This is a genomic window from Microbacterium sp. CFBP 8801, assembly GCF_014839455.1.
Lineage (GTDB): Bacteria > Actinomycetota > Actinomycetes > Actinomycetales > Microbacteriaceae > Microbacterium.
Genome location: NZ_JACYNU010000005.1, coordinates 237,033 through 258,516, shown reverse-complemented (window position 1 = coordinate 258,516; position 21,484 = coordinate 237,033). Strand labels below are relative to the sequence as shown.

General features: G+C 69.4%; 18 protein-coding genes and 1 riboswitch. Of the genes, 14 read left to right on the top strand and 4 right to left on the bottom strand.

Annotated elements, in window-relative coordinates:
- The 4 genes from IFR11_RS08755 to IFR11_RS08740 all read right to left on the bottom strand — a co-directional run.
- Window positions 1-1,165: ABC transporter permease (locus tag IFR11_RS08755; RefSeq protein ID WP_191915886.1), on the bottom strand; the 1,165-nt coding region annotated here is incomplete at its 3' end.
- Entirely contained in the window at window positions 1,162-2,679 is a 1,518-nt protein-coding gene (locus IFR11_RS08750; protein ID WP_191915885.1) for an ABC transporter ATP-binding protein, read from the bottom strand. The genes IFR11_RS08750 and IFR11_RS08755, both read right to left, overlap by 4 nt.
- Before the next feature lie 207 nt (window positions 2,680-2,886).
- Window positions 2,887-3,960, bottom strand: coding sequence for a BMP family lipoprotein (locus IFR11_RS08745; RefSeq protein WP_191915898.1), 1,074 nt, complete (start codon window positions 3,958-3,960; stop codon window positions 2,887-2,889).
- An 859-nt stretch (window positions 3,961-4,819) separates the two neighbouring features.
- Window positions 4,820-5,938 carry a mannose-1-phosphate guanylyltransferase gene (locus IFR11_RS08740; protein ID WP_055834364.1) on the bottom strand — a complete coding sequence of 373 codons (1,119 nt, stop codon included), beginning with the start codon at window positions 5,936-5,938 and terminating at the stop codon, window positions 4,820-4,822.
- 243 nt (window positions 5,939-6,181) lie between these two features.
- Between IFR11_RS08740 and sdhC the strand changes: the two genes are divergently transcribed.
- From sdhC to IFR11_RS08670, 14 genes are all read left to right on the top strand, one after another.
- Window positions 6,182-6,616 (top strand): succinate dehydrogenase, cytochrome b556 subunit, encoded by a 435-nt coding sequence (gene sdhC / locus IFR11_RS08735; protein WP_082509292.1) that lies wholly within the window; start codon window positions 6,182-6,184, stop codon window positions 6,614-6,616.
- Complete coding sequence (locus IFR11_RS08730) at window positions 6,616-7,074, top strand: succinate dehydrogenase hydrophobic membrane anchor subunit (protein WP_055834361.1); 459 nt, start codon at window positions 6,616-6,618, stop codon at window positions 7,072-7,074. The genes sdhC and IFR11_RS08730 overlap by 1 nt, the downstream gene beginning before the upstream one ends.
- Window positions 7,075-7,120: 46 nt before the next feature.
- Window positions 7,121-8,950 (top strand): succinate dehydrogenase flavoprotein subunit, encoded by a 1,830-nt coding sequence (sdhA, locus tag IFR11_RS08725; protein WP_055834358.1) that lies wholly within the window; start codon window positions 7,121-7,123, stop codon window positions 8,948-8,950.
- A gap of 1 nt (window position 8,951) precedes the next feature.
- Entirely contained in the window at window positions 8,952-9,737 is a 786-nt protein-coding gene (locus IFR11_RS08720; protein WP_055834355.1) for a succinate dehydrogenase iron-sulfur subunit, read from the top strand.
- A 156-nt stretch (window positions 9,738-9,893) separates the two neighbouring features.
- Window positions 9,894-11,093 carry a YihY/virulence factor BrkB family protein gene (locus IFR11_RS08715; protein ID WP_082509291.1) on the top strand — a complete coding sequence of 400 codons (1,200 nt, stop codon included), beginning with the start codon at window positions 9,894-9,896 and terminating at the stop codon, window positions 11,091-11,093.
- A gap of 80 nt (window positions 11,094-11,173) precedes the next feature.
- Window positions 11,174-12,022 carry an exodeoxyribonuclease III gene (locus IFR11_RS08710; RefSeq protein WP_191915884.1) on the top strand — a complete coding sequence of 283 codons (849 nt, stop codon included), beginning with the start codon at window positions 11,174-11,176 and terminating at the stop codon, window positions 12,020-12,022.
- A gap of 127 nt (window positions 12,023-12,149) precedes the next feature.
- Complete coding sequence (gene trpS, locus IFR11_RS08705; RefSeq protein ID WP_082516487.1) at window positions 12,150-13,154, top strand: tryptophan--tRNA ligase; 1,005 nt, start codon at window positions 12,150-12,152, stop codon at window positions 13,152-13,154.
- Between the two features lie 72 nt (window positions 13,155-13,226).
- Window positions 13,227-15,029, top strand: coding sequence for a S8 family serine peptidase (locus tag IFR11_RS08700; RefSeq protein WP_191915883.1), 1,803 nt, complete (start codon window positions 13,227-13,229; stop codon window positions 15,027-15,029).
- 84 nt (window positions 15,030-15,113) lie between these two features.
- The gene (locus IFR11_RS08695; RefSeq protein ID WP_191915882.1) at window positions 15,114-15,977 is read left to right on the top strand and encodes an Fpg/Nei family DNA glycosylase; all 864 of its coding nucleotides are present in this window, start codon (window positions 15,114-15,116) and stop codon (window positions 15,975-15,977) included.
- Window positions 15,978-16,062: 85 nt separating this feature from the next.
- A riboswitch (FMN riboswitch) is annotated at window positions 16,063-16,211 on the top strand.
- A gap of 56 nt (window positions 16,212-16,267) precedes the next feature.
- Window positions 16,268-17,299, top strand: coding sequence for a bifunctional diaminohydroxyphosphoribosylaminopyrimidine deaminase/5-amino-6-(5-phosphoribosylamino)uracil reductase RibD (gene ribD / locus IFR11_RS08690; RefSeq protein ID WP_191915881.1), 1,032 nt, complete (start codon window positions 16,268-16,270; stop codon window positions 17,297-17,299).
- On the top strand, window positions 17,299-17,955 hold the full coding sequence (locus IFR11_RS08685; RefSeq protein WP_191915880.1) for a riboflavin synthase: 657 nt from the start codon (window positions 17,299-17,301) through the stop codon (window positions 17,953-17,955). Before ribD ends, IFR11_RS08685 begins: the two co-directional genes overlap by 1 nt.
- A complete protein-coding gene (gene ribA, locus IFR11_RS08680; protein WP_191915879.1) occupies window positions 17,952-19,220 on the top strand; it encodes a GTP cyclohydrolase II in 1,269 nt (422 codons plus the stop codon). The genes IFR11_RS08685 and ribA overlap by 4 nt, the downstream gene beginning before the upstream one ends.
- On the top strand, window positions 19,220-19,693 hold the full coding sequence (gene ribH / locus IFR11_RS08675; protein ID WP_191915878.1) for a 6,7-dimethyl-8-ribityllumazine synthase: 474 nt from the start codon (window positions 19,220-19,222) through the stop codon (window positions 19,691-19,693). Before ribA ends, ribH begins: the two co-directional genes overlap by 1 nt.
- Window positions 19,694-20,018: 325 nt before the next feature.
- Window positions 20,019-21,470: an MFS transporter gene (locus IFR11_RS08670; RefSeq protein ID WP_191915877.1), complete on the top strand. Its 1,452-nt coding sequence runs from the start codon at window positions 20,019-20,021 to the stop codon at window positions 21,468-21,470.
- The last annotated feature ends 14 nt before the right edge of the window (window positions 21,471-21,484 follow it).

The window sequence follows — 21,484 nt, the reverse complement described above, 5'->3', positions numbered from 1 at the left end:
ACGCCTGCATGGTGAACGAGCCCGACTTGAGCGCGCCGAAGAGGATGCCGGCGGCGAAAACGCCCCACGGTCGGCTGCGGCCGAGAAGGGCCACCGTGATGGCGTCGAAGCCGATGCCGGAGTCGATGAGGCCGTCGAAGCCCGTGGTCACCGAACCCTGGATCTGATTCATGCCGGCCAAGCCCGCCAGGCCTCCCGCGAACAGCATCGCGTAGATGTACATACGGGGCACCGAGATGCCGGCCGCCCGCGCGGCGTGCGGGTTCTCGCCCACCGCGCGCAGGCGGAAGCCGAGGCTCGAGCGCTCCATGAGCCACCACACGAAGACGGTGGCGATCACGACGAAGATGAAGCCGAGGTCAAGCAGCGGAAACTGGGGTCCGAGAAGCTCGGGGAACTGGGCGTTGGCCGGGGTCGCTGCCGAGATGGGCTGGTCGCCTGCCGCGCGCTGCAGCAGGCCTGGGGTGCGCACCATCCACGTGACGAGGTAGTAAGCGACGTAGTTCAGCATGATCGTGAGGATCACTTCGTGCGCGCCGGTGCGTGCTTTCAACAAGCCCACGATGCCGCCCCAGAGCGCGCCGCCGGCGATGCCCACGACGAGGGTCAGCGGCAGCTGCACGATCATCGGCAGGTCGAGGTTGAAGGTGACGAGCCCCGCGAAGGCGCAGGCGATGAGGATCTGACCACGACCACCGATGTTGAACAGCCCTACGCGGAACGCCAGGGCGACGCCGAGTCCGGCCGCGATGAGGGGAGCTGCGAAACCCAGAGTGTTGGTCAGCGGGCGGATCTGCGCACCGAAGTCGGCGCCGCGGGCGTTAAAAATCGCCCCGCGGAAGAGCGCCTCATACCCGCCGTAGACCGAGTTCCAGATCGCGGCGAGCATGTCGCCCGGACGGGCGAAGAAATACCCGGACGTCTCGCGCACCTGGTCGTTCGTGGCGGCCATCAATATTCCGCCCACGACCATCGCGGCGACGACGGCGAGCAGGGTGGTGATCCACGATGAGCGCATCAGCTCGGTTAGGAACAGGTTCGTGCGCGGCGGAGCCGGGGTTTCGGCCGGGGCGTGACCGGTCAACGGCCCCGACGCGGTGGGCAACTGCTCGGGCGGCAGACCGGGGTCGCCGCTCGCGCCGGAGCTCGGAATGTGGCCGCTCACGCTGTCTCCTCCGCGGGCTGCTCGCCCGCCATCATGAGCCCGAGGATTTCGCGCGGGGTGTCCCCCGGCACGATGCCGACGATGCCGCCGCGGTACATCACCGCGATGCGGTCACCGAGGGCGGCGATCTCGTCGAGTTCCGTCGACACGACGAGCACGGGCACGCCCGCATCGCGCGCGGCGACGATCTGCTTGTGGATGAATTCGATCGAACCCACGTCGACACCCCGCGTGGGCTGGGCGGCGACAAAAAGCTTGAGCGGACGGCTCATCTCTCGTGCGATGACCACCTTCTGCTGGTTGCCGCCCGAGAGTGTACCGACCGGGGTGGATGCCGACTGCGTGCGGATGTCGTATTCCGCGATGCGGTCACGCGCGAACGTGCCGAGAGCGGTGCGCTTGATGGTTCCCCCCGCGATGAACGCGGCATCGGAGGAACGGTCGAGGATGAGGTTCTCGGCGACGGAGAAAGCGCTGACCAGGCCGTCTTGTTTGCGGTCCTCGGGCACGAAGCCCACGCCCGCGTCGAGGATGGCACGCACGCTCTTGCCGACGAGGTCTGTGCCGTCCAGGTCGACCGAGCCGGTCACGCCCTCGGCGAGGCCGACGATGGCCTCGACGAGCTCGGTCTGACCGTTGCCCTGTACGCCGGCGACCGCGAGAATCTCGCCCGGGCGCACCTCGAGGTCGACGTCGTCGACGACGACGGTGCCTTCGGGCGTGACGACACGGAGGTTGCGCACCGTCAGCCCCCCGGACGCCGCCACCTTCGGCGCATCCTTGACGACGGTCAGTTCCACCGCGCGTCCGACCATGAGCGAGGCGAGTTCGCCATTGCTCGCCGTGGGCTCGGCCTCGCCGACGATCTTGCCCAGGCGCACGACGCTGATGCGGTCGGCCACCTCTCGCACCTCGCGAAGTTTGTGGGTGATGAAGACGATCGAGGTCCCCTCGTCGCGCAGCTGGCGCATGATGGCCATGAGTTCGTCGGTCTCTTGGGGGGTGAGAACGGCGGTGGGCTCGTCGAACACGAGCACCTTCGCATCGCGCGAGAGGGCCTTGATGATCTCGACGCGCTGCTGCACGCCGACGGGCAGGTCTCCGACGAGGGCGTCGGGGTCGACCTCGAAGCCGAAGCGCTGCGCGACGTCGCGCACGTGCGTGCGCGCGGCGTTCAAATCGAGCGCGCCGAGGGCCTTGGTGTTCTCGTGGCCGAGCATGACGTTCTCGGCCACGGTGAAGACGGGGATGAGCATGAAGTGTTGGTGGACCATGCCGATTCCCGCGGCCATGGCATCGCCCGGACCGCGGAAGCGTTGGACGACGTCGTCCAGCAGAATCTCGCCCTCCTCGGCCTGGTAAAGGCCGTAGAGGACGTTCATGAGGGTGGACTTACCGGCACCGTTCTCTCCGAGGAGAGCGTGGATCTCGCCCGGCTGCACGACCAGATCGATGTGATCGTTCGCAACCAGGGACCCGAACCGCTTGGTAATGCCGCGGAGCTCGAGCTTCATGCTGTGCACCCTATTCGAGAGGTGAGAAGACGGAAAGAAGCCGCGGTCGGTCGGACTCGGAGTCCGACCGACCGCGGCAAAGACGTATCAGCCTAACCGCGGAACCAATCGAGCTCGACGTCCAACCGGCCGCGGTGCAGACTCACGATGCTCCGCGCGGGGCCGACCGCACACGTGGTCGGCCGGCCTCCGGCGAGGAGTGGAGCCTTACGGCGAGCTGGGCGAGGTGACCTTCAGCGAACCCGAGACGATCTGCTCGCGGAGGGCCGAGATCTCGTCGGTCAGGCCGGCGGGCAGCGTGAACGAGGAGCCGAAGTCGGCCAGGCCGACGCCATCGTTCTCAAGAGTGCCGACGTACGGGGTGACGTCGAAATCGCCTTGAGCGGCCTGGGTGACCGCGTCGTGCACGGCGGTGTCGATGCGCTTCATGATCGAGGTCAGCACGAGGTCGGCGACCTTGTCGTCAGCCTTGGCCAGGTCGGAGTCGACACCGAGCATGACGCTCTTCGAACCGCTGTCGCGGATCGCGTCGGCGGCGCTGCTGTAGATGGGGCCACCGACGGGCAGAAGCACGTCGACGCCCTGGTCGAGCAGACCCTGGGCGGCCTGCTTGGCCGCGTCGTTGGCGGCGAATGCACCGGTGAATGAGCCGTTCTGCGCGGCGACGTCCCAGCCGAAGGTCTGGACGTTACCGCTCTTGTCCTCGTTGTACTTCTTTACACCGTCGACGAAACCGTCCATGAAGATGGTGACGGGCGGGATCGGGATGCCACCTACGGTGCCGACCTTGTTCACGCCGTTCTCGGCGGAGTACGCGGCGGCGGCGTAGCCACCGAGGTACGCGGCCTGGACGGTGTCGAACAACAGAGGCTTGATGTTCGGTGCGTCGGTCTTGCCGTCGTTGTCAGTGTCGGCGCGGTCGTCGATGATCGCGTACTGCAGGTTGGGGTTGGCGGTGGCCGACGCCACTGTGTCGGCGCTGAGCTTGAAGCCCACCGCGACGATGAACGTGCAACCCTCGGCGACGAGATTCTCGAGGTTCGGCGCATAGTCGTTGGCCGAGCTGGACTCGACGTCGATCGCCTTGACTCCGAGCTCTTCCGCAGCCTTGTCGATGCCCTCCTTGGCGGACTGGTTGAACGAGCGGTCGTTCCACCCACCGTCATCCGAGATGATGCAAGGGGTGAAGCCCTCGACGAGGTCTCCCCCGGCAGCGGCCGACGCGCCGTTGCTCTCGGGCGCTGCGCCGCAACCGGCGAGCAGCACGGCAGCGCCGATCATGGCGAGGCCGCTGACGACGGCCTTCTTCGTGGTCTTCACGAATGGTCCTCCAAGACGGATGCCCCCAACGGGTTCGGGGGACGATCCCGTCACGTTACCTACTGTGTCGTCGTGCCCACGCCCCGTGAGCCGCCGTGCGAGTCAATGGTTACAAAGACGCAATCTCACGTCATCTCGTTGCCATATCCAGAGGCTCTGACACCGACCGCTCGATTTCATGGCACCGAGTATCGCCGTCTAGCCGTGCGCGGTCTCGGGCCTCAAAGGGGATTACGGGGCGAAGCGGCATGTCACGGTCAGCCATTCACCCCCCCCGGTCGGTCGGTCGGGGCATCACGGGCGCCGCGGCCGACGTGCTACGTTCTGGCTGTCGACGCCCGTCGACAGCTAACAGACATAAGCCCGGGGGGGCAATTATGCGCAAAACCGTCACTGGAACCATCGCCGCGGCACTTATTTGCGTCGCGGCTCTAGGAGCCCCGTCAGCTGCGCAAGCGGCGGGGAGTCTGACACAACACGGCGGTTACTCCACGAAGAGCGCCTGTGTCGCGGCATCTTCGAGCCCGGCTTACAACAACTCGTACGTTCGAGTTGCGAAGGCGTGCTACAACATCGGAGGCGGCGCCGGTTGGGCCTTCTACACCAGGAGTGTCGCGTAAAGTCCGATCTCGCTGAATTCGCCCCGCCGGTTGGCGGGGCGAATTTAGCGAAATGGCAGTAGCCGTGCCTGTCGAAAGCCCGATGGTGCGAATCCTCAAACGGCGCTCGCGTCGCGCAAGCAGCGACGGCGCCGAACTCTTCCGTTCGCCGTCGACGAAGAACACGATTCGGTGCTGGTAGCGCCCATCGAGTCGGCCCCTCAGAGCACGTCGCCGCGGCCCGTGAGCTTGAGGGCGTCGACGACGCCCTTGACCCGCTGCGCGTTCTCGCTGGTGGTGACCAGGAGGGCGTCGGGGGTGTCGACGACGACGATGTCGCGTACGCCGATGAGGCTGATCACGCGCTTGGTCTGCGAGACGACGATGCCGCTCGAGGCGTCGGAGAGCACGCGGGCGTCCTCACCGAGGATGGCGAGCTCGTTGCGGCCACCGTGCGAGTTGAGCTTGGACAGGCTGGCGAAGTCGCCCACGTCGTCCCAGTCGAAGTGGCCGGGGATCACGGCGAGGCGCCCCTTCTCGGCGGCCGGCTCGGCGACCGAGTAGTCGATGGCGATCTTCTTCAGGCTCGGCCACAGGCGGTCGACCGCGGGACCCCGGCGATCGCGGTCGTCCCAGGCGTCGGCGAGTTCGATCAACGACGCGTGCAGTTCGGGCTCGTTGACGGCGAGCTCCGCCAGCAGCACGTCGGCGCGGGTGATGAACATGCCGGCGTTCCAGAGGTACGCGCGGTCTTCGAAGTACTGCTTCGCCGTGTCGAGGTCGGGCTTCTCGACGAAGCGTTCCACCATGTAGGCCTCGGGGGCGCCGTCGACGATGAGCTCACCGGCCTGCTTGATGTAACCGAAGCCCACCGAGGCCTCGCTGGGCTGGATGCCGATGGTGCAGATGTACCCCTCGCGCGCGACGGCGACGGCCTGGCGCACGGCGAACTCGAACTGCCGGGTCTGGCGGATGACGTGGTCGGCGGCGAACGATCCGATGATGACGTCGGGTTCGCGGCGCACGAGGATCGCGGCGGCGAGGCCGATGGCGGCCGACGAGTCGCGGGGCTCCGACTCGAGGAACACGTTGTGGTCGGGCACGCCCGGGAGCTCCCGCTCGACGGCGGCGCGGTGGGCGCGGCCCGTCACGACGGCGATGCGGTCCTCGCCGGCGAGCGGCGCGAGCCGGTCCCACGTGTCGCGCAGCAGCGTCTGCCCCGACCCGGTGAGGTCGTGCAGGAACTTGGGTGCGTCGGCGCGCGAGAGCGGCCAGAGGCGACTGCCGATGCCTCCGGCGGGGATCACGGCGTAGAAGTCTTCGATAGCGGGGTCAGCCATGGCCCCGACCCTAGCGGTCGCGGGCCCGGGCTCCCGAGAAGCGGTGCACAGCGCCACCCGGGTGAGGTGGGGGCGCGTCTCGCCCGGGCGCGCGGCGCAGCACCGGAGATATCTCGACATCGAGAGAGTGTTAGGCGCCCCTAATCCCCGCCGTTCATAGCCCGGACGTAGTATTCAATGGCGCCCGTGTGACGCTCGAGGCCTGTGTCGGCCTCACCTCGTGTTCGATCAGGGAGGACGACCGTGTCAGCACCAGCACGTGCCACGCCGTCAGTGAAAGCGACCACCTCGAAGAGGCCGCGCGGAACGCTGTACCGCGGCCGCGAAGGCATGTGGTCGTGGGTTCTGCACCGCATCACCGGTGTGGCGATCTTCTTCTTCCTGCTCGTGCACATCCTCGACACGGCGCTCATCCGCGTGTCCCCCGAGGCGTACGACGCGGTGATCGGCACGTACAAGAACCCCATCATGGGTCTCGGCGAGGTCGCCCTCGTCGGTGCGATCGCCTACCACGCCTTCAACGGCCTGCGCATCATCCTGGTCGACTTCTGGCCCTGGGCCACGCGCCACCAGCGTCAGCTGTGGTGGGGCGTGCTCGGCCTCTGGGTCGTCACGATGCTCGGCTTCACGCCGCGCCACCTGATCAACGTCTTCAGCGCCGTCACCGGGAGCCACTGATGTCCGTCGCCCAAGAAGCCGCCACGATCCCCGCTCCGCGCACCCCCAGTGTGCGCAAGAAGGGCGCCAACCTCGAGAAGTGGGGCTGGCTCTACATGCGCGCCTCGGGCGTGCTGCTGATCGTCCTGATCTTCGGCCACCTGTTCGTCAACCTCATGACGGGCGACGGCATCCACCAGATCGACTTCGCGTTCGTCGCGGGCAAGCTCGCCTCGCCGTTCTGGCAGTGGTGGGACGTCCTGATGCTGTGGCTGGCCCTCATCCACGGCGCCAACGGCATGCGCACGATCGTCAACGACTACGTCACGCACGCCACGGTCCGCAAGATCCTCGTGTGGTCGCTGTGGCTGTCGGCGGGCTTCCTGATCGTTCTCGGCACGCTCGTGGTCTTCACCTTCGACCCCTGCCTCGGCGTGACCGAGAGCAGCTCCCTGTGGGACGTGTGCCAGGCGGCGTGAGCCGACGGCATCCCTTCTTTCGACCGACAGCAGAGGTATTGCACACGTGAGCACTCAGACCACCGCGGACTCCACCGTCAAAGACGGTGTCCACTACCACCAGTTCGACGTCATCATCGTCGGCGCCGGCGGCGCAGGCATGCGCGCGGCGATCGAGGCCGGCCCCGGTGCGAAGACCGCGGTCATCTCGAAGCTCTACCCCACCCGCTCCCACACGGGCGCGGCGCAGGGCGGCATGGCCGCGGCGCTGGCGAACGTCGAAGAGGACTCCTGGGAGTGGCACACCTTCGACACCATCAAGGGCGGCGACTACCTGGTCGACCAGGATGCCGCCGAGATCCTCGCCAAAGAGGCCATCGACGCCGTCATCGACCTCGAGAACATGGGCCTGCCGTTCAACCGCACGCCCGAGGGCAAGATCGACCAGCGGCGCTTCGGCGGTCACACCGCCGACCACGGCAAGACGCCCGTGCGCCGCGCCTGCTACGCCGCCGACCGCACCGGCCACATGATCCTTCAGACGCTGTTCCAGAACTGCGTCAAGCTCGGCATCAACTTCTTCAACGAGTTCTACGTGCTCGACCTGATCACGGTCAAGGACGCGGCGGGCGCGACCCAGGTCGCCGGCGTCGTCGCCTACGACCTGGCCACCGGCGAGCTGCACGTCTTCCAGTCCAAGGCCGTCGTCTTCGCCACCGGCGGTTTCGGCAAGATCTTCAAGACCACGTCCAACGCGCACACCCTCACCGGTGACGGCGTCGGCATCGTCTGGCGCAAGGGCCTGCCTCTCGAGGACATGGAGTTCTTCCAGTTCCACCCGACCGGCCTCGCCGGTCTCGGCATCCTGCTCACCGAGGGCGCCCGCGGCGAGGGAGCGATCCTGCGCAACGCCAGCGGTGAGCGCTTCATGGAGCGCTACGCCCCGACCATCAAGGACCTCGCGCCCCGCGACATCGTCGCGCGCTGCATGGTGCAGGAGGTCTCGGAGGGCCGCGGCGCCGGTCCTCACCGCGACTACGTGCTGCTGGACTGCACCCACCTGGGTGCCGAGGTGCTCGAGACCAAGCTCCCCGACATCACCGAGTTCGCCCGCACGTACCTGGGCGTCGACCCGGTCGTCGAGCCGGTCCCCGTCATGCCGACCGCGCACTACGCGATGGGCGGCATCCCGACCAACATCAAGGCCGAGGTGCTCGCCGACAACGACACCGTCGTGCCCGGCCTCTACGCCGCCGGTGAGTGCGCCTGCGTCTCGGTGCACGGCTCGAACCGCCTCGGCACCAACTCGCTGCTCGACATCAACGTGTTCGGCAAGCGCGCCGGACGCAACGCGGTCGAGTACGTCAAGACGGCCGACTTCGTGCCCCTTCCCGAAGACCCCGCCGCCGAGGTGCGCGGACTCATCGAGGGCCTTCGCAACAACAGCGGCACCGAGCGCATCGCCGTCCTGCGCAAGACGCTGCAGGACGAGATGGACAAGGGCGCGCAGGTGTTCCGAACCCACGACTCGCTCTCGAAGGTGCTCGACGTGATCGCCGACCTGCGCGAGCGCTACAAGAACATCCACGTCGACGACAAGGGCAAGCGCTTCAACACCGACCTGCTCGAAGCGGTCGAGCTGGGCTTCCTGCTCGACCTCGCCGAGGTCGTCGTCTACTCGGCTCAGAACCGCGAAGAGAGCCGTGGCGGTCACATGCGCGACGACTTCCCCACGCGCGACGACGAGAAGTACATGCAGCACACCATGGCGTACCTGTCGGGCGACCCCCACTCGTCGCACCCGGCCGATCACATCGAGCTGGGCTGGAAGCCCGTGGTGTTCACCAAGAACGAGGCGGGCGAGTTGCGTTACCCGCCGCTTGAGAGGAAGTACTGAGATGGCATCCACCGTCATCGAGAGCGTCGACACCTCCGACAAGGTCGAGCAGACCCCGGAGGACACCGGGATCCAGTCGTTCCTCGTCACCTTCAACATCCGTCGCTTCGACCCCGAGGTCGACGACGAGCCGCGTTGGGTCGACTACGACGTGGAGCTCTACTCCACCGACCGCGTGCTCGACGCGCTGCACAAGATCAAGTGGGAGACCGACGGCTCGCTGTCGTTCCGCCGCTCGTGCGCGCACGGCATCTGCGGATCGGATGCCATGCGCATCAACGGCCGCAACCGCCTGGCCTGCAAGACGCTGATCAAGGATCTCGACATCTCGCAGCCCATCTACGTCGAGGCGATCAAGGGCCTGCCCCTCGAGAAGGACCTCATCGTCGACATGGAGCCGTTCTTCGCCTCCTACCGCGAGGTGCAGCCCTTCCTCATCTCGAGCTCGAAGCCCGAGGCCGGCAAGGAGCGCGTGCAGTCGATCGTCGACCGCGAGGTCTTCGACGACACCACCAAATGCATCCTGTGCGCCGCGTGCACCTCGTCGTGCCCCGTGTTCTGGACCGACGGGCAGTACTTCGGCCCCGCCGCGATCGTCAACGCGCACCGCTTCATCTTCGACTCGCGCGACGACGCCGGCGACGTGCGTCTCGACATCCTGAACGACAAAGAGGGCGTGTGGCGTTGCCGCACCACCTTCAACTGCACCGAGGCGTGCCCCCGCGGCATCGAGGTCACCAAGGCCATCGCTGAGGTCAAGCAGGCCGTCCTCCGCGGCGGTCGCTGACCCCTCCCCCTCGAACGGCGGGTGCGCTTCGGCGCCCCGCCGTTCGGCGTTCGTCCCCCGGGCCGTTACGCGGCCGGGCGTCGTCGGAGGCGGCCGTCGTGGGTGTGCGTCGCCGCGCGCGGCGAGGCCACGGCATCCATTCATTAGGCTCGACGGGTGACCGAGACCCACTCCGATCCGCGGCCGCTGCCCGCGGTCCGTGAGGATGACACGTCGCTGCGCGATCGGCTCGAGGCCGCGCAGAGCGCCGTGCGCAGCCGCCTCGATCAGCCCATCGCCCGTGCCGCCCGAATCGCGCGCTGGTTCCCGATCCGGGTGTGGCGGCACTTCCTGCAGCACAACGGCTTCCTGCTCGCCGCGGGTATGAGCTACCAGGGGATCTTCGCCGTCTTCTCGGCGCTGTACCTCGCCTTCGCCGGGGTGGGCATCTGGCTCGGCGGCAGCAAGAGCGCCATCGACGGGCTCATCGGGATCATCAACAGCTACATCCCCGGCATCATCAGCAAGAACGGCCTCGTCGATCGCGAGCAGGTCGAATCCGTCGCCCAGGAGAGCGGACGGCTTCTCACGATCACCGGCATCGTCGCCGTGGTCGTCGTCGTCTGGACGGCCATCGGCTTCGTCACGTTCACGCGCCGCGCGGTGCGCGACACGTTCGGCCTTCCCTTCGACATGCGCAACTACGTGCTGCTCAAGGCCCGCGACTTCGTCGCCTCGATCCTCTTCGGGCTCGCGCTGCTCGTGGGCGCCCTGCTCGGCTCAGTCACGACCGGTGCCGTCGACCTGGTGTTCGGGTTCATCGGGTGGGACCGGGAGACACTCGGATGGTCCGTCGGCGCGCGGGTCGTCTCGCTGCTCGTCGCGTTCGCCGTGAACACCGTCGCCCTCGCCGCGCTGTTCCGGTTCCTCACCGGCACGACCCTCACGTGGCGCCGCGCCTGGCCCGGAGCCCTGGTCGGGGCGACCGGCATGGTGCTGCTGCAGGTCGGTGCGGGATTCCTCGTCGTGTACTCCCCCACGAACCCGCTGCTCGGCACGTTCGCGGTCCTGATCGGCTTCCTTCTGTGGTTCCGCCTCATCGGGATCGTCATCCTGGTCTCGGCGGCGTGGATCGCGGTGGCGGCGGGCGACCGCGACGTTCCGTTGCGCTCGCCCGAGGACCGTCGCGCCATGGAGCAGGCGGCCCTCGTGATCGCGGCGCAGGTGGGCGTGCGCGAGGCCGAGAAGACCCTGGCACTCACCCGGTGGCCGTGGCGCTGGCGCGCGAAGCGGGCGCTGTCCGCGGCCGAGAAGACCCTCGCCCGGGCCGAGGCGGACGTTCCCGCGCCCCGCCGCATGTCGCTGATCCCCGACTGACGCAGAGCGGCGAGGTGGCGGCCTTCCGGCGCGGCGTCGATACCCGCGGCGATGTCGGACCCCGCGGCTAGGCTCGACGGGTGGCTCGTTCCGTACGTATCGTCTCCGTCAACGTCAATGGCATCCGTGCCGCCGTCCGCAAGGGCATGACCGAATGGCTCGACGCCTCCGGCGCCGACATCGTCACCCTTCAAGAGGTGCGGGCGACCGCCGAACAGCTGGCCGACGCGCTGCCCGGCTGGCAGATCGTCAACGACGAGGCCCTGCAGAAGGGCCGCGCCGGTGTCGCGATCATCAGTCGGCTGCCCGGTATCGCGACGCGCACCCACCTCGGGCCCGAGCCGCTCGACGCCTCGGGCCGCTGGATCGAGACCGACTTCGACATCGACGGCGAAACCGTCACCATCGTCAGCGCGTACGTGCACAGCGGCGAGGTCGACACCCCCAAGCAAGACGCGAAGTGGGTGTTCCTCGATGCCATGGAGCAGCGGTTGGCCGATCTGGCTTCGGAGCGCGAGCTGGCTCTCGTCACGGGTGACCTCAACGTCGGCCATCGCGAGCTCGACATCAAGAACTGGCGCGGCAACCGCAAGAACGCCGGCTTCCTCCCGCGTGAGCGCGCGTACTTCGACCGGTTCTTCGGACCGGCCGGCGAGCAGGTCGAGGGCGTCGACGGTTCCACCGGCGCGGGCCTCGGCTGGGTCGACGTGGGTCGACGCGCCGTCGGCGAGGTCGACGGCCCGTACACGTTCTGGTCGATGCGCGGAAAGGCGTTCGACACCGACAGCGGCTGGCGCATCGACTACCACGTCGCCACTCCGGCCCTCGCGGAGCGCGTCACGAGCTATCACGTGGAGCGCGCCGCCTCGTACGACACCCGCTGGAGCGACCACGCTCCGGTGATCGTCGAGTACACGCTCGGCGCCTGAGGCCCGGCGCCGGTCCCACCGGCATCCGGATGCCGTCGCGTCGTCGTCGCGTGGCGCTCGGGGCATCGACCGCCGCCGACGCCGTCCCGAGAACGGTGCTCCCCGCACCGACGCCTAGGATCGAGGGGTGACTCAGCAGCGCCTCTATTCCGGAATGCAGCCCTCCGCCGACAGCCTCCAGATCGGCAACTACATCGGTGCGCTGCTGCAGTGGCGCGAGCTGCAGGACGAATACGACGCGTTCTTCTCGGTCGTCGACCTGCACGCGCTCACGCAGCCCGGCGACCCCGCCGAGCGCCGCGAGAAGACCCGCCGCACCGCGGCCCAGTACATCGCCGCCGGCATCGAGCCCTCGCGCTCGACTCTCTACGTGCAGTCGCACGTCCCCGCCCACGCCGAGCTGCAGTGGGTGCTGTCGACCCTCACCGGTTTCGGCGAGGCCGGGCGCATGACGCAGTTCAAGGACAAGTCGGCCCGCTACGGCACGGATGCCACGAACGTCGGCCTCTTCACCTACCCGGTGCTCATGGCCGCCGACATCCTGCTGTACCAGACCGACGTCGTTCCCGTCGGCGACGACCAGAAGCAGCACATCGAGCTCACCCGCGATCTGGCTGAGCGCTTCAACCAGCGCTTCGGCCAGACGTTCACCATGCCGAAGCCGATGATCCAGCGCGAAACCGCCCGCATCTTCGACCTGCAGAACCCGACCTCGAAGATGTCGAAGTCGGCCGAGTCCGACGCGGGCGTGCTGTGGATGCTCGACGAGCCGAAGGTGAGCGCCAAGAAGATCATGCGCGCGGTCACCGACTCCGAGGGAGCCGTGCGCTTCGACCGTGACGAGAAGCCCGGCGTCTCGAACCTCCTCGTGATCTACTCGGCCCTCACCGGTCGCGAGATCACCTCGATCGAAGACGAGTACTCCGGTCGCGGCTACGGCGACTTCAAGAAGGGGCTCGCCGAGGTCGTGGTGAACGAGTTCGAGCCGGTGCGCGAGCGCGCCCTCGAGCTGCTGTCCGACCCCGCCGAGCTCGACCGCGTGCTGGCCACGAACGCCGAGCGGGCGGCATCCGTCGCCGAGAAGACCCTCACCGACGTGTACGACAAGATCGGGCTGCTGCGCCGCGGCTGAGCCGGGCCGTTCGAGCCGCACGCCGACGGTACGATGGCGCGACGGCAGGACGCCGTCCCGACAGGAGTCCCCGTGCCATCGCCGACGTCCTCGCGCCGCGCCGCTCTCATCGCACTGATCGCGCTGGTCGGCCTGAGCGTCCCGACCACCGCTCAGGCGGCCGCCCGCACCGACTGTCGCCCCGTGCCGACGCCCGCGGCCGACATCCTGCGTGCCAGTGACGTCTGGAGCACGTTCGGGGTCGACGGCAGCGGCGTGCGAGTGGGCGTCATCTCGGACTCGTTCGGCACGGCCGGCGAGGACGTGGTCGCCGCCGACGTCGCAGCGGGATGGCTTCCCGGGCCGGGCAACCCCTGCGGATGGACCACGCCCACGCGGGTGGTGCTCGAGAATTCCACGAGCGCGAGCGACGAGGGCCGGGCGATGGCCCAGCTCGTCCACGGCATCGCGCCGGGGGCCGAACTGATGTTCGCCGCTCCCCCCACGAGCGACAACGCGGGCCTCGCCGTGGCCATCGACGCCCTCCGCGACGCGGGCGCCGACATCATCGTCGACGACCTCGCCGCCGACGACGACCTCGCGTACGAGCGTCTCGCGGCGGGATACGCCGTCCAGCGAGCCGTGGACGCCGGCGTCCTGTACGTCTCCGCCGCGGGGAACTTCGGCCGTCCCGGCGCGGAGGGATACCCCAGCGCGGGCTACCCGGTCTCGGGATGGTCCTCGAGCCGGTACCGCCCGATGCCCTGCGCCGCCGATGTCGAGCAGTCCGCCCTCGCTTCGGCCCCGGAGATCACCGCGGTGGACTGCATGGATGTCGACCCCGGCCCCGGGAGCGATCCGGGTCTGGGGGTGACGCTCTTGCCGGGCTTCGCCACCCTGTCCAACCTGCATTGGGCGCAGAAAGCGGGTTCCGTGACGACGCACCTGGGGTTGGGCGTCAAGAACCTCTCGACCGGAGAGCTGAAGGTCGTCTGGGCCTCCGATCCGGAGCGGCCGCTCGTTCCCTCGGCGTTGTCAGGCCTCGGATCGGCGGATCCGACCGAATGGGAGGTGTCGATCGTGCGTCGGGTGACACCCGAGGCGTCGACGCCGGCGGTCAGCATCGTGATGCCGAACGTCGTGAGGTTCCTCGCGGTCGCCGCTCTGGAGTATTTCCACTCCACCGAGACCGACGACATCGGGGCGAGCCTGATCGGCCACGAGGCCGACCCCGCGACGTTGGCCGTGGCCGCGGTCAACGCCTCCGACCTCACGCTCGGCACCTATTCGTCGGCCGGCCCGGCCACCACCCTGTTCGGCGTGCCGACGGCGACGACGGTGCCCGGTCCCGCGCTCGCGGGAGTAGACGGCCTGCCCGTGAGTCTGCCGATGGACGGTGAGCAGAACCTCTTCTTCGGCACGTCTGCCGCCGCTCCCACGGTCGCCGCCGTCGCCGCTCTCGCTGTGCAGGCGGCACCCGGCACGACGCCGGCTGCCTTGCGCGACGCCCTCGTCGGCGGTGCCCGCGCCGACGCGTTCGCCTCGCCGTGGCCGTCGACGCTCGACGCGTCGCGCTTCTCGGGGGCCGGCTTGACCGACGCGGTCGCGACGGTCGCCGCCGTCCTGCCGCCCGCGCCGACGCCGACGCCCACGCCCGTGCCGACGTCCGTGCCCACGCCGACGTCCGTTCCCACACCGACCGCCGTGCCCGCGCCCGACCCGACCGCCGCGCCGGCCGCGGCGCCTCCCCCGGGCCGGCTCGCCGAGAGCGGGACGTCGATCGACGGCGTCGCCCTCGGCGCCGGCGTGCTGAGCCTGGTCGCGGGACTCGTCGTCGTGCGCGCCCGCACGCGTCGGCGAGACGGCAGCGACGCGGCGGTCACCGGACGCCGGTGACAGGGGGGGGCGGGCGGCCGCACGGCGCGCTGCCCGCGCGCAAGACCCGCCCGCGATGTCGGGGGTGCGTGACACGATGGCCCCATGCCGGAGATGCCAGAGGTCGAAGGGCTCGTCGAGTTCCTGCGCGGACGCATCACGGGGCTGCGCGTCGACAAAGCCACCGTGTCGGCGATCAACGCGCTGAAGACCTACGACCCCCCGCTCACCGCGCTGGTGGGGTTCACGGTCACCGCCGTCGATCGTCACGGCAAGTTCCTCGACGTCACGACCGATGCCGGGCTCCATCTCGTGTTCCATCTCGCCAAAGCCGGATGGCTGCGGTGGTACGACGCGCTGCCGACCACGATCATCAAGCCCGGCAAGACGCCGATCGCGCTGCGCGTGGGCTTCGACGACGGCTCGGGGTTCGATCTCACCGAGGCCGGCACCAAGAAGTCACTGGCCGTGTACGCGGTGCGCACGCCCGACGAGGTTCCGGGCATCGCACGGCTCGGCCCCGACCCCCTCGGCGCGGGCTTCGACCGCGCCGCCTTCGGCGCGCTGATCGCCGGGCGACGCACGCAGATCAAGGGCGTGCTGCGCGACCAGTCGATCATCGCCGGCGTCGGCAACGCGTACTCCGACGAGATCCTCCACGCCGCGAGAATGTCTCCTTATGCTCTGGCGGCGACGCTCACCGACGACGAGGTCGACCGCCTCTTCACCGCGATGACCGAGACCCTGGCCGAGGCGATCCACGAAGCTCGGGGCAAACCGCCCGCCCAGCTGAAGGATGCGAAGCGACGCGGCATGCGCGTGCACGGCCGACGCGGCGAAGAATGCCCGGTCTGCGGCGACGAGGTGCGCAGCGTGTTCTTCGCCGACAACTCGCTCGAGTACTGCGCCACGTGCCAGACCGGCGGCAAGCTCCTCGCCGACCGGCGCCTGTCGCGGCTGCTCAAGTAGACGCGCGGACGAGCCCCCGTCGCGTGTCACTGCGTTTCGGGAATGAACCTCGAAACGATGCGTTGACTAGACTTCGAAGAGCAACAACGTGCTCCGGGGTCGGTGAGAATCCGAACCGGCGGTGACAGTCCGCGAACCCCTCCACCTCGGTGGTGGGGCCGATCCGGTGGAATTCCGGGACCGACGGTGATGCGACGGGTATCCGTCGCTAGTCCGGATAGGAGGCAGCACGGATGGCGTGACACGCCTTCCCGCTGGCCCTGCCCCGACTTCGCGGGAAGGACAAGGCAATGGCATCCGCCGTCGAGATCGACGCCATGAGGCGAGCGCTGCAGCTCGCCCGGCGCGGCCCGCGCGGGCTGAACCCCCAGGTGGGCGCCGTGATCCTCTCCCCCGCCGGCGAGGTGCTGGCGGAGGGCTTCCATCGTGGCGCGGGGACCGCGCACGCCGAGGTCGACGCGCTCTCGCAGCTCGCCCCGGGCGCGGCCCGCGGCGCGACCGCCGTGGTGACCCTCGAGCCGTGCAATCACACCGGTCGCACCGGTCCGTGCGCGCTCGCCCTCATCGAGGCCGGTGTGACCCGCGTCGTCTACGCGCTCGACGACCCCACCGACGCCGCCTCGGGCGGAGCCGATCGCTTGCGCCGGGCGGGCGTCGACGTCGAGTCCGGGATCGAGCGCGATGCCGCCGAGTCCGTCGTGCACGACTGGACCGCCCTCGTGCGCACCGGCCGCCCGCACGTCACGGTGAAGTGGGCGCAGAGCCTCGACGGTCGCGCCGCCGCCGACGACGGCACGAGCCAGTGGATCACCGGCCCCGCCGCCCGGCGAGACGTGCACGCGCGACGCGCGGCCGCCGACGCGATCGTCGCCGGAACCGGCACCGTGCACGCCGACGATCCCGCCCTCACCGCCCGCGCCGACGACGGTTCGCTGCTCGACGCGCAGCCCACGCCCGTGATCGTCGGACGACGCGAAACGGCCCCGGATGCCGCGGTGCGCCGCCACCCGCGGGAGCCCCTGTTCTACGCGACCCACGATGTGGCCGCCGTGATGGCCGACCTCGGCGCGCGAGGCGTCCAGCGGGTGTTCGTCGAGGGCGGTCCGACGCTCGCGAGCGCGGTCGTCGGCGCGGGCCTCGCCGACGAGCTGCTCGTCTACGTCGCCCCCGTGCTGCTCGGCGGATCGCGCCTCGCGCTCGGCGACGTGGGCGTGCCGACCATCGCCGACGCCCGGCGGTTGAGCGTGGCATCCATCCAGAACCTCGGCGACGACCTGCTGATCGTCGCCCACCCCAGCTCTGATCGAGAGGGACAATCCTGATGTTCACCGGAATCGTGGAAGAGATCGGCGCCGTCACCGCCGTGGAGCCCTCGGGCGACGGGGTGCGGCTGACGCTGCGCGCGCCGCTGTCGGTATCGGATGCCGGCCACGGCGACTCGATCTCGGTCAGCGGCGTGTGCCTCACCGTCGTCGACCAGGGCGACGACTGGTTCACCGCCGACGTCATGAAGCAGACGCTCGACATGTCCACGCTGGCCGGCGTCGCCCCCGGTCTCGCCGTCAACCTCGAGCGCGCCACCGCCGCACACGGGCGCCTGGGCGGTCACATCGTGCAGGGCCATATCGACGGCACCGGGGTGGTGCGCGAGGTGCGTCCGGGCGCGCAGTGGAGCGTCGTGCGGGTCGGCATCCCGGCTCCCCTCGCCCCCCTGGTCGTCGACAAGGGCTCCATCGCGATCGACGGCGTCTCGCTCACCGTCAGCGCGGTCAGCGACGCCGCGGAGTCCGACCCGTGGCTCGAGGTCTCGCTCATCCCCGAGACGCTCGAGGCGACGACGCTGGGCCGCGCCGAGGCCGGCACGCCCGTCAACCTCGAGACCGACATCCTCGCGCGCCACGTGCAGCGCATGCTCGCCTTCCGTACGACCGAGAATCCCGCGGCTGCCGCCGCATCGACCGAGAGGGGCTCCGCATGAGCCTGTCCACCATCCCCAAGGCCCTGGAGGCCCTGCGTCAGGGCCGACCGATCCTGGTCGCCGACGATGAGGACCGCGAGAACGAGGGCGACGTGATCCTGTCGGCCCAGCTCGCGACCCCCGAGGCCCTCGCCTGGACCGTCCGCTGGTCGAGCGGATACGTCTGCGCCCCCATGCCGGGCGAGTGGGCCGACCGCCTGGATCTGCCGCCCATGGTGGCGGTGAACGAAGACGCCCGGGGCACCGCGTACACCGTGAGCGTCGACGCCGCCTCCGGCGTGACCACCGGCATCAGCGCCTCGGACCGCGCGCGCACGCTCAACGTGCTCGCCGACCCCGCGTCGGTGCCGACCAGCGTCATCCGCCCGGGGCACGTGCTGCCGCTGCGGGCCGTCGACGGCGGTGTGCGCGAGCGCGCCGGTCACACCGAGGCCGCCGTCGACCTCATGCGCCTCGCGGGCCTCGAGCCGGTCGGCGCGATCGCCGAGGTCGTCGCCGAGGACGGCAGCATGATGCGCCTGCCCGGACTCTTCGAGCTCGGCGAGCGCGACGGCATCCCGGTCATCACCATCGAGCAGCTCATCGGCTACCTGAACGAGACCGACCCGCTGCCGGTCACCGCTCCCGCGCGGCGCCGGGTGAGCTTGCGGGCGGAGTCGAACGTGCCCACCTCGCACGGCACGTTCCGCTTCCTCGCCTATAAGGACCGCGTCACCGGGACCGACCACCTCGCCGTCGTCTCGGGCGACCTGACCGAGGCGGCCCCGCTCGTGCGGGTGCACTCCGAGTGCCTGACCGGTGAAGCCTTCGGTTCGCTGAAGTGCGAGTGCGGCCCGCAGCTCGACGCCGCCCTCGACACGATCGACCGCGACGGCGGCATCGTCATCTACATGCGCGGCCACGAAGGGCGCGGGATCGGCCTCATCAACAAGCTGCGCGCGTACAACCTGCAGGAGCGCGGCCTCGACACCGTCGACGCCAACCTCGCGCTCGGCCTGCCCGCCGACGCCCGCGATTACGCCGCCGCCGCCGGCATCCTCACCGACCTCGGTGTCGACAAGGTGCGCCTGCTGACGAACAACACCGATAAGGTGTCGCAGTTGCGCGCCCTCGGCCTCGACGTCGTCGAGCAGGTCCCCCTGCTCGTGGGCGTCGGTCCCAACAACCACCAGTACCTCGAGACCAAGCGGGATCGCATGGGTCACATCATCGCCGAGGACGACCTGCGCGACGCCCTCGCGCACATGAAGGAAGAGAGCGCCTGATGGCCGGCAGTGGAGCACCCGAGACCGGCGGCATCGACGCGTCGGACCTGAACGTCGTCGTCATCGCGGGCACCTGGCACGAGGTCATCACGAACGGCCTGATCGCGGGCGCGAAGCGCGTTCTGGATGCCACCGGTGCGACGTACCGCGTCGTGCGGGTTCCGGGCTCCTTCGAGCTGCCGGTCGCCGCCCGGGCCGCCTTCGAGGGGGGCGCGGACGCCGTCGTCGCCCTCGGCGTGATCATCCGGGGCGGCACGCCGCACTTCGAGTTCGTGTCGTCGGCGGCGACCGACGGCCTCACCCGCGTCGCCCTCGACGCGGGCAAGCCCGTGGGATTCGGCGTGCTGACCCTCGACGACGGGCAGCAGGGTCTGGATCGGGCCGGGCTCGAAGGTTCGAAGGAGGACAAGGGCGAGGAGGCCGCCGACGCGGCGATCCGCACCGCCCTGGTTCTGCGGGAGCTGCGCGGCTGACGCGCGGCGCGGCGGGCGGGCGCGGGTTCGGGGCGCGAAACGTGCACCGGGGCGGTCGACGGACGCCCCGGTGAACATTCCGCGCCCCGGTGTGAGCCGGTGACGGTGTCATCTGGCTCGGAGCGCGCGACAGGCGGCACGCATTGCCAGGCGAAACCCGACGAACGCTCAGCGCACGCATAGACTGGTTCGCCTCACGCCCCTCACACGGGGACGTTCCCGGTGCCCCCGCCGCGCGCTCGATCTCGCACACCCCCGCGATCGTTCCGCGCCACCGCTGCGCCCCACCTCGGACGCGAACGATCGACCCTCCCGTCAGGCTGTCATGACCACCTCTTCCCCCTCCACCCGTTCCTCCTCGGCTCCGGCGAACCCGCGCTCGCGCGTCATCACCGCGAGCCTCATCGGAACGACGATCGAGTTCTACGACTTCTACGCGTATGCCACCGCGGCGGTGCTCGTCTTCCCGATCCTCTTCTTCCCCACCGGCAACGAGACCACGTCGCTCCTGCTGTCGTTCAGCGTCTTCGGCGCGGCCATGGTCGCGCGTCCCCTCGGCGCGGTGGTGTTCGGCCACTTCGGCGACCGGTTCGGCCGCAAGGCCACCCTCGTGGCATCCCTGCTGACGATGGGTGTCGCGACCTTCCTCATCGGCCTGCTCCCCACGTTCAACGACATCGGCGTGTGGGCGGCCATCCTGCTGCTGGTGATGCGCCTCGCCCAGGGCTTCGCCCTCGGCGGCGAGTGGTCGGGTGCGGCGCTGGTCGCGACCGAGAACGCCCCGAAGGGCAAGCGCGCGCTGTTCGGCACCTTCCCGCAGCTGGGCGCGCCGATCGGCTTCATCATCGCCAACGGCGTGTTCCTCTTCATCAACTTCGCCCTGCCGCACCCGGATGGCACCGCGCAGCGCTCGGCCGAGTTCCTCGCGTGGGGCTGGCGCGTGCCGTTCCTCTTCTCGGCCGTCATGGTGATCGTGGGCCTGTGGGTGCGTCTGCGCCTCGTCGAGAGCGAGTCGTTCGCCAAGGCCGAGAAGACCGGCGCGATCAAGAAGTTCCCGCTCGGCGAAGCGCTGCGCCGCAACTGGAAGCAGCTCATCCTCGGCACGTTCATCATGCTGGCGACCTACGTGCTGTTCTACCTGATGACGAGCTTCACGCTGTCGTACGGCACCAAGGCGACCCTCGAGGGCGCGCAGGCCGCGGCCGAGAAGGCCGGCACGCCGTTCGATGCCGCCGCCTACGTTCCCGGGTTGGGCTTCGGCTACACCGACTTCGTGATCATGCAGATCATCGGCGTGGTGTTCTTCGGCATCTTCACGATGCTGTCGGGCCCGATCGCCGACCGCATCGGACGCAAGCGCCTGCTGATCGGCGTGACGCTCGCGATCATCGTGTTCGGCCTGACGTTCTCGTTCTTCCTCGTGCCGCACGCCGACCCCGCGTTGACCCGCGTGCTCGTGCAGTCGTTCCTCATCGTCGGATTCCTGCTCATGGGCGCGACCTTCGGTCCGATGGGCGCCGTGCTCCCCGAGCTGTTCCCGACGAACGTGCGGTACACGGGCTCGGCGATCTCGTACAACGTCTCGTCGATCCTCGGCGCGGCCCTGGCACCGATCGTGGCCGTCGCCCTGTGGGCGGCCGGCGACGGAAACCCGTGGCTCGTCGGCGTCTACCTCTCGGCCATGGGTGTGCTGACGCTCATCGCGCTCGTGCTCTCGCCCGAGACCAAGGACGTCGACTACGACGACAACATCGCCGCCGGAGCGACCGCGCCGTAATCGCCGGTTCTTCG

Bases quoted from the DNA above. Each gene is read 5' to 3' on its own strand.
- ribD (WP_191915881.1), top strand. From the start codon at position 16,268: ATGGCATCCGCCGTCGAGATCGACGCCATGAGGCGAGCGCTGCAGCTC.
- IFR11_RS08685 (WP_191915880.1), top strand. From the start codon at position 17,299: ATGTTCACCGGAATCGTGGAAGAGATCGGCGCCGTCACCGCCGTGGAG.
- ribA (WP_191915879.1), top strand. From the start codon at position 17,952: ATGAGCCTGTCCACCATCCCCAAGGCCCTGGAGGCCCTGCGTCAGGGC.
- ribH (WP_191915878.1), top strand. From the start codon at position 19,220: ATGGCCGGCAGTGGAGCACCCGAGACCGGCGGCATCGACGCGTCGGAC.
- IFR11_RS08730 (WP_055834361.1), top strand. From the start codon at position 6,616: ATGTCCGTCGCCCAAGAAGCCGCCACGATCCCCGCTCCGCGCACCCCC.
- IFR11_RS08670 (WP_191915877.1), top strand. From the start codon at position 20,019: ATGACCACCTCTTCCCCCTCCACCCGTTCCTCCTCGGCTCCGGCGAAC.
- IFR11_RS08720 (WP_055834355.1), top strand. From the start codon at position 8,952: ATGGCATCCACCGTCATCGAGAGCGTCGACACCTCCGACAAGGTCGAG.
- IFR11_RS08740 (WP_055834364.1), bottom strand. From the start codon at position 5,938: ATGGCTGACCCCGCTATCGAAGACTTCTACGCCGTGATCCCCGCCGGA.
- IFR11_RS08750 (WP_191915885.1), bottom strand. From the start codon at position 2,679: ATGAAGCTCGAGCTCCGCGGCATTACCAAGCGGTTCGGGTCCCTGGTT.
- IFR11_RS08745 (WP_191915898.1), bottom strand. From the start codon at position 3,960: ATGATCGGCGCTGCCGTGCTGCTCGCCGGTTGCGGCGCAGCGCCCGAG.
- IFR11_RS08695 (WP_191915882.1), top strand. From the start codon at position 15,114: ATGCCGGAGATGCCAGAGGTCGAAGGGCTCGTCGAGTTCCTGCGCGGA.